Annotated in this window: 8 protein-coding genes and 1 pseudogene; 4 read left to right on the top strand and 5 right to left on the bottom strand. The window is 64.9% G+C overall.

All coding sequences use genetic code 11. The features are described 5' to 3' along the window. A partial coding sequence (locus tag QCE58_RS15780; protein ID WP_309779958.1) for a winged helix-turn-helix domain-containing protein occupies positions 1-160 on the top strand: 160 nt, incomplete at its 5' end. Positions 161-168: 8 nt separating this feature from the next. Here the strand turns inward: QCE58_RS15780 and QCE58_RS15775 are convergent. Both QCE58_RS15775 and QCE58_RS15770 read right to left on the bottom strand, forming a co-directional pair. Beyond that, complete coding sequence (locus QCE58_RS15775; RefSeq protein ID WP_250457701.1) at positions 169-1473, bottom strand: ATP-binding protein; 1305 nt, start codon at positions 1471-1473, stop codon at positions 169-171. An 11-nt stretch (positions 1474-1484) separates the two neighbouring features. Beyond that, a complete protein-coding gene (locus QCE58_RS15770; RefSeq protein ID WP_008345349.1) occupies positions 1485-2204 on the bottom strand; it encodes a response regulator in 720 nt (239 codons plus the stop codon). 387 nt (positions 2205-2591) lie between these two features. On the opposite strand from QCE58_RS15770, the gene QCE58_RS15765 reads away from it, so the two are divergent. After that, positions 2592-3737 carry a porin gene (locus tag QCE58_RS15765; RefSeq protein WP_175982408.1) on the top strand — a complete coding sequence of 382 codons (1146 nt, stop codon included), beginning with the start codon at positions 2592-2594 and terminating at the stop codon, positions 3735-3737. Positions 3738-3800: 63 nt separating this feature from the next. Here QCE58_RS15765 and QCE58_RS15760 read toward each other — a convergent pair. The 3 genes and pseudogenes from QCE58_RS15760 to QCE58_RS15750 form a co-directional block, all read right to left on the bottom strand. Further along, positions 3801-4199 (bottom strand): annotated as a pseudogene (locus tag QCE58_RS15760) (fumarylacetoacetate hydrolase family protein); the annotation flags it as partial. Further along, a complete protein-coding gene (locus QCE58_RS15755) occupies positions 4142-4693 on the bottom strand; it encodes a shikimate dehydrogenase (protein WP_250520470.1) in 552 nt (183 codons plus the stop codon). The gene QCE58_RS15755 and the pseudogene QCE58_RS15760, both read right to left, overlap by 58 nt. Continuing rightward, positions 4690-5988 (bottom strand): acyl CoA:acetate/3-ketoacid CoA transferase, encoded by a 1299-nt coding sequence (locus QCE58_RS15750; protein WP_250522622.1) that lies wholly within the window; start codon positions 5986-5988, stop codon positions 4690-4692. Before QCE58_RS15750 ends, QCE58_RS15755 begins: the two co-directional genes overlap by 4 nt. A gap of 127 nt (positions 5989-6115) precedes the next feature. On the opposite strand from QCE58_RS15750, the gene QCE58_RS15745 reads away from it, so the two are divergent. Together QCE58_RS15745 and QCE58_RS15740 are read left to right on the top strand one after the other, a co-directional pair. Further along, positions 6116-6457 (top strand): helix-turn-helix transcriptional regulator, encoded by a 342-nt coding sequence (locus tag QCE58_RS15745; protein WP_008345344.1) that lies wholly within the window; start codon positions 6116-6118, stop codon positions 6455-6457. Beyond that, complete coding sequence (locus tag QCE58_RS15740; RefSeq protein WP_250522641.1) at positions 6457-7788, top strand: type II toxin-antitoxin system HipA family toxin; 1332 nt, start codon at positions 6457-6459, stop codon at positions 7786-7788. Before QCE58_RS15745 ends, QCE58_RS15740 begins: the two co-directional genes overlap by 1 nt. The last annotated feature ends 6 nt before the right edge of the window (positions 7789-7794 follow it).

The following is a 7794-nucleotide window of genomic DNA, read 5'->3' as shown; positions in this document are numbered from 1 at the left end:
CTCGTTTCTGCTCGATAACGTCTACGCGGATCATCGCGTGGTGACGGATCGCACGATCGACAGCCACATCAAGAATCTGCGCCGCAAGCTGCAGGACGTCCGGCCCGAGGGCGAGATCATCGTCTCGGTCTACGGCGTCGGATACAAGCTCGAAATCTGAGCGAACGTTCAGTTCGATGCGGGCATCGTCACGCGCGCGACCAGGCCCGAAGGCTCGCGATTGATGAGCGCGAGCGTGCCGCCGTGCGAACGCACGATGTCATCGACGATCGACAGCCCGAGGCCCACGCTGCCGGGCCGCTGCGCGCGCGCCGGGTCCAGGCGCACGAACGGCTCGATCACGTCCTGAAGGCGATCGGCGGGAATGCCCGGCCCGTCGTCGGTCACGTCGATCACCACGTTGCCTGCATCGAGCGCCGCCGTCACGACGATCTCCGTGCCGAAGTGAATGGCGTTGTCTATGAGATTCGTGAGAACGCGCTGGATCGCATCCGGCTTGCAGAAGAACGGAATCTGATCCGGCCCGTCGTAGCGGATCGCCGCGCCCGACTCCGCGTATTCGTCGCATAGCGTGCCGAGCAGCGCGCCGAGATCGAGCCACTCTTTTTTCTCCGCGCCCGCATCGCTCGTGAGGAATGCGAGGGCGGAACTCACCATTGTCTGCATCAGATCGATGTCGCGCAGCAGCTTGGCGCGCTCGATCTCTTTCTTCTCGGCGTCGAGCTGCAGGCGCATGCGCGTGAGCGGCGTGCGCAGATCGTGGCTGATCGCGGCGAGCATGCGCGTGCGGCTTTGCATCGAGCGCGCGATGCGTTCCTGCATGCGGTTGAACGCATGCGCGGCGCGGCGGATTTCGAGCGGTCCTTCTTCATCGATCGGCGCAACGGTGATGTCGCGGCCGAACGCATCGGCTTTCTCGGACAATCGCCGCAACGGGCGAATCACGCGCGACACCGCCCACGCCGACAATCCCGCGACGCCCACGCACAGAAACGCGAGCGCGCCGAAGAACGGAATCGTGAAGCGATCGGGCTCGCGTTCGTTGCGGTCGGTGCGAATCTCCAGCGTGCGCTGGCCGAGGGGAATCAGCACTTGAAGATTCTGCGTCGGCTGACGCGCATCGCACGTTCGCACCGTCAGCGCCGCGCCCGCGTGCAGTTCCGCTCTGAGCGCGGCTTCGAGATCGTGCGTGTCGAGCGTCGAGCCTTTGCAGATGACGGCATCGTCGACGAGCTTCGCCGTCATGCGCGCGCGACCGGCGGCGGCCAGCACGCGCACGCGGTCCGCGTCGGGCGTCGCGCTCAGCATGTCCACCAGCGCGACGATGCGATACGACGTCTGCCACGGCCACGGCGGGCTCGGCGGCGCGCCGGGATAGAACAGCAACACGATGAAGAGCAACAGCGTCGCCGCCGACGAGCCCGCGACGATCGCGAGAATCTGCCCGAGCGTGGTCGCGAAAACGCGCGGCATCAGGCGGCGCATCACTGGGCGGTCACTTCGGGCTGGAACGCGTAACCGTCGGCGCGCACGGTCCGGATCGGATCATCGAGCGGATCGTCGCCCGCGAGCTTGCGGCGCAGCCGGCTCACGAGCAGATCGACGGAGCGCGTCGCGATCGGGAAATTTTTGCCGCGCGTGAGACGGATGAGTTCTTCGCGCGATAGCACTTGCCGCGGATGCTGGCACAGCACGAGCAGCAAGTCGGTTTCGGCGCCCGTCAACGGCACGCGCAAGCCGGCGGGCGAGCGTAGAAAGCGCCGGTACGGATAGAACGTGAAGCCGGAGAACGTCATCACGATTTCGCTTGCCGGCGCGCGCGCGGCGGCCTCGTTCGTCTGGCCGCGGCGCAACACGACGCGGATGCGCGCGAGCAGCTCGCGCAGATCGAAGGGCTTCGACACGTAATCGTCCGCGCCGAGTTCGAGGCCGACGACCTTGTCGGTCGGTTCGGACAGCGCGGTCAGCATGATGATGGGCGGCCCGCCCGATGCACGCACGCGACGGCAGAAGCTCAGGCCGTCTTCGCCGGGCAGCATCACGTCGAGCAGCACGAGGTCGAAGCCGCCGCGCGCGAGCAGTTCGTGTCCGGCTTCCGCGCTTCCGGCGACCTGCACGCGAAAGCCCTTGCCGCGCAGATAATCCGCGAGCGATTCGCTGATTTCCGGGTCGTCTTCCACGAGCAGCAGTTGAGATTCGTTCACTTCGTTGCACCGGTTCGAGAGCGGGCGGCGTCGCGCCTCAAGACGAGATTGTCCATCAATCCGGACCTGAACTTGATGTCAATCCGGACACACTCAGCCATCTTACTCAGTACGCGGATGTCGCGCGCAGACCACAACGTCCTTCCGATTCGCACAAGGCATTACCGCAGGTAATCGCGATTCGCGCCGCATTGCGGCATCGCGCGCACGCGAACGCATTGATGCTCAAGGGATTCCTCTTTCGCTGTGCTCCGCAGGCGCACGCGTTACACAACATTCGGTAACTCGCGTCCAACGAAAGCACGTCATGTGCCGTGATTTAATCCGCCGTCCGATGCGTCGACCGATCGATCGGAAAGAACCTCAAGCTCTCTTGGAGATACCACAGTGAAGAAATCCCTATTCACGCTGAGCGCGCTGGCCGCGCTCGGCACCGTCGCCGGCACGGCGCACGCGCAAAGCAGCGTGACGCTCTATGGCCTCATCGACGCGGGCCTCACCTACACGAACAATCAGGGCGGCGCGCATAACGTTCAGGCGACGAGCGGCGCCGTCAACGGCAGCCGCTGGGGCCTGCGCGGAACGGAAGATCTCGGCGGCGGCCTGAAGGCGATCTTCACCCTCGAAAGCGGCTTCAGCGTCATGAACGGCAAGCTCGGCCAAGGCGGACGCGAGTTCGGCCGTCAGGCGTTCGTCGGACTGTCGAGCGATCGCGCGGGCGCACTCACGCTCGGCCGTCAGTACGATTCCGTCGTCGATTATCTCGGCCCGCTCGCACTCACGGGCACGCAATACGGCGGCACGCAGGCCGCGCACCCGTTCGACAACGACAACCTCGACAACTCGTTCCGCGTCAGCAACTCCGTGAAGTACCAGAGCCTGAACTACGGCGGCTTCAAGTTCGGCGGCCTGTATGGCTTCTCGAACGATGCGGGCGGCTTCGCGACGAATCGCGCGTATAGCGTGGGCGCATCGTACAACTACGGTCCGTTGAACGTAGCGGCGAGCTACATGCAGCTGAACAACGCGGGCGCGACGCTGAATTCGAGCGGCGCAGTCAGCGATGACGCCACGTTCAGCGCAAGCCGTCAGCGCACGTTCGGCGCGGGCCTGAGCTACACGTTCGGCGCGGCGCAAGCGGGCTTCGTCTTCACGCAGACGCGACTCGACGGCGCGACGGGCATCGGCGCATCGGCATCGGGCACGACCAACGGCATCACGCTCGATGGCGGCAGCGCGCGCTTCACCAACTACGAAGTGAACGGCCGCTACAACCTGACGCCCGCGTGGTCGGTGTCGGGCGCGTACACCTTCACCGACGGCCATCTCGAAGGCGTCGATCCGAAGTGGAATCAGTTCAGCCTGCAAACGGCGTACGCGCTGTCCAAGCGCACCGACGTGTATCTGCAAGGCGTGTATCAGCACGTGAGCGATACGGGCGATTCGGGCATCACGGCGGCGATCAACGGACTGTCGGCATCGTCGACGAACAGCCAGGTCTCGGCGACCGTGGGCTTGCGTCACCGCTTCTGATCGAAGCGTGAGCGAACGGCGGACGCGTATGTCCGCCGTTTTTGCGTCGCATGGGTTGCGGCGTTACTGATCGTCCCAGCGCGCGACGGTCTGTTCCTGAACGCCGAGCCCTTCGACGGATAGCTTCATCACGTCGCCCGGTTTCAGGTATTGCTCGGGCTTCATGCCGAGGCCGACGCCCGGCGGCGTGCCCGTCGTGATGACATCGCCCGCTTCGAGCACGACGAACTGGCTGATGTACGAAACGAGCTTGCTGATCGGAAAGATCATGTCGGACGTCGATGAGTTCTGGATGCGCTTGCCGTTCAGTTCGAGCCACAGCGGCAGATTCTGCACGTCGCCGAGTTCATCGGGCGTGACGAGCCACGGACCGAGCGGACCGAAGCTGGGCGCCATCTTGCCTTTCACCCATTGACCGCCGTGTTCGAGCTGGAACGCGCGCTCGGACACGTCGTTGCAGACTTCGCGCGATCGATATCGCAGAGCGTGATGTGCGCGACGCCTGCATCCGCGAGCGATACCGCGATGGCCGCGCCCGCGCCGCCGCATCCGAGCACGAGCGCGCGCTTCGCTTTCACGTCGTGGCCCTTCGCGAGCAGGCCGCGCACGAAACCTTCGCCGTCGAACATGTCGGCGTGCCAGCGGCCTTCGTCATCGCGACGCAAAGCGTTCGCCGCGCCGATGCGCCGTCCGCGCGAATGCACTTCATCGGCGATGGCGAGCGCACGTGTCTTGAACGGCGACGTCACGAGCAGGCCGTCGAGGTTCTTCAGGCGCAGCAGCGCGGGCAGAACCGCATCGATCTCGCTTGCCTCGATGTGCATCGGCACGAGCACCGCATCGATGCCCGCATCGGCGAACTTGCGCGTATAGACTTCGGGCGAGCGCACCTGCGCGATCGGATCGCCGATGATGCCGTACAAGCGCGTGCGCCCCGTGATCGACGCGGCACTCATGCGCGGCTCCCGTACCATTCGGCGATGCGTTGCGAACGATGCCTACGTTCCCGGGCCACCGTTTCATCCTTGATGCCCATGAGTTGCGGCGCGAAGATGCGCGCGTCCATCTCGTGCACGTCGGTGGCGATGGCTGGACCGAAATCCATCTGCGCGAAGACATCGCGTTCGATATCGATGCCCGGCGCGACTTCGATCAACTCCAGCCCTTTATCGCCGACACGAAACACCGCGCGCTCGGTGATGAACAACGCGGAATTGCCGCGCTCGTGCGCGAGCGGCGCGCTATAGCAGATCTGTTCGAGCGAACGCACGAACTTCCGATGCCTGCCTTCCTGCAGGATCCGCGTCTTGCCGTTCTCCCATTGCACGTCGAGCCCGCCCGCGGTGAGCGTGCCGCTGAAGATCACGCGCTTCGCGTTCTGGCTGATGTTGATGAACCCGCCGACGCCGACGATCTTGTCACCGAAGCGGCTGATGTTCACGTTGCCGTGCGCGTCGACTTCCGCGAACGAGAGGAACGCGAGATCGAGACCGCCGCCATCGTAGAAGTCGAATTGCGACGGCTGCTCGATCATCGCGGCGAAGTTCTGCGCGCCGCCCGAATCGCGGCCTGTGATGGGCGCACCGCCGATCAGCCCTTGCTCGTTGGTGAGGATCACCGAGTCGAGCAGGTCTTCTTCCGCGGCGACGGTCGAGAGTCCCGTCGAAATGCCTGCGCCGAGATTGCACACGGCATGCGGATACAGCTCCATCGCCGCGCGCCGCGCGATTACCTTGCGCGGGCCGAACGGCAGCGGACGAATCTCCGAAAGCGGCACGCGCAATTCGCCGGCGTAGCTCGGATCGTAATCGGTCGCGTAAGTCTGACGCTGCTCCGGCTCGACGACGACGAAGTCCACGAGAATGCCGGGGATCTTCACTTGCTTGGGCGGCAGCGTGCCGCGCCGCGCCATGCGTTTCACCTGCACGACGACGATGCCGCCCGCGCGCCGCGTCGCCTGCGCCATCGCGAGCATTTCGCCGAGCACGGCTTCCTGTTCCATCGTGACGTTGCCGTCTTCGTCGGCGGTGGTGCCGCGCAGGAACGCGATATCGATCGGGAACGGCTTGAAGCGCAGCCATTCCTCGCCGTCGATATACATCAGCTCGACGAGCATCTCTTCCGTCGACGGACTCTGACGCGCGCCCTGCTGACGCGGATCGACGAACGTGCCGAGCCCGGTCTTCGTGATGAGGCCGGGACGCCCGCCCGCCATTTCGCGCATCAGTTGCGACCTTGACGATGAGGCCATTGGGACAAACCCAAAGGACGAGGCATCGACGGGCACGCATCGATTTACAGGCTATGATCTGTTTTCATGCTTAACAACTTAGAGGCTGTAAAATGGCTTTACAGATCAAAACCTGTAGGAGCACGCGATGGACTATTCGCTGAAAACACTGAGCCAACTCAGGCCGATCCTGATCGGCTTTCGCAAGGCGGCGGGCCTTACGCAAGCGGCGGTCGCGGCGCGTCTCGGCGTTACGCAGCAGACGTACGCGCAACTCGAAGCCAATCCGGCAGCAGTGAGCGTCGAACGTCTCTTCAAGGTTCTACGCGTGCTCGACGTGGAACTCGCGCTCACGCGAGCGGAAAAGGCGAGCGAAGCCACGCCGATACACCCGCCGCCGCCCATCGCGGCCAAGGCCACCGCCGCGCGCCCCGCACGCAAGCGCGCCACGGCCGCCGCTGCGGCCTCGAAGAAACGGGAGAACTGGTAATCATGGCGCGCCGCACGCAATCCGGCCGACTCGACCTGTGGATGAACGGCCTGCCCGTCGGGCATTGGGAAACAGGCGCGGCCGGCGAACGCCTCGTCTATCGCGACGACTGGATCGCCGATCCTCAAGGCCGTCCGCTATCGCTGTCGCTGCCCTTCACGCCGGGCAATCAGCCGTGGCGCGGGCAAGTCGTCACCGACTTCTTCGACAATCTCCTGCCCGATAGCGAGCCGATCCGCCGCCGCATCGCCACGCGATTCCGCACCGGCGGCACGGCGCCGTTCCAGTTGCTCGCGCAGTTGGGCCGCGATTGCGTCGGCGCCCTTCAAATGCTGCCGCCCGGCGAAGCGCCCGTCGATCTCGACACCATAAAAGGCCGTGCGCTCACCGCATCGCAGATCGCGCGTCTGTTGCGCGAGACCACATCGGCGCCGCAACTCGGCCAGCACGAAACGGTCGACGACCTGCGCCTGTCCATCGCCGGGGCGCAGGAAAAGACCGCGCTTCTGCGTCACGGCAAGCGCTGGCTTCTGCCCGAAGGCAGCACGCCGACCACGCATATCTTCAAGCTGCCGCTCGGGCTCGTCGGCAACATGCGCGCCGACATGCGTACATCGGTCGAGAACGAATGGCTCTGCTCGAAGATCGTCGCGGCGTTCGGCCTGCCCATCGCGCGATGCGAAATGGAACGCTTCGACGATCAGAAGGTGCTCGTCGTCGAGCGCTTCGATCGCCGTCTGTCGAGCGACAAATCGTGGATCCTGCGCCTGCCGCAAGAGGACATGTGTCAGGCCACCGGCACGCCCGCGCTGCTCAAGTACGAGTCGGACGGCGGTCCCGGCATCGAACGGATCATGGAGGTGCTCGCCGGATCGACGCACGCCGCACAGGACCGTCTTCGCTTCTTTCGCACGCAGATGATCTTCTGGATACTCGCCGCCACCGATGGTCACGCGAAGAACTTCAGCATCGCGCATCTGCCCGGCAACCGGTATGAATCGACGCCGCTTTATGACGTGCTCTCGGCGCATCCGGTCATCGGTACGCGGGCCAATCAATTCGCCGCGCAACGCGTGCGCCTCGCGATGGCCGTGCGCAGCAAGAACGCGCACTATCTGATCGGCGAGATTCAGCGGCGGCACTGGATCGCGCAGGGGCGGCGCGTGGGACTCGCCGCGAACGATGTCGAAACGATGATCGATGAACTCGGCGCGCGCACGCCGCACGTCATCGACGAAGTGGCCGCACGCTTGCCACGCGATTTCCCGATGGACGTCGCCGAGACGATCTTCGACGGCATGCGCTGCCTCGCGCGCAAGCTCGCATCGTGACGCGCG

It is taken from the genome of Caballeronia sp. LZ028 (assembly GCF_031451415.1).
Taxonomy (GTDB): Bacteria; Pseudomonadota; Gammaproteobacteria; order Burkholderiales; family Burkholderiaceae; genus Caballeronia; species Caballeronia zhejiangensis.
This window is presented reverse-complemented; position numbering and strand designations above follow the sequence as displayed.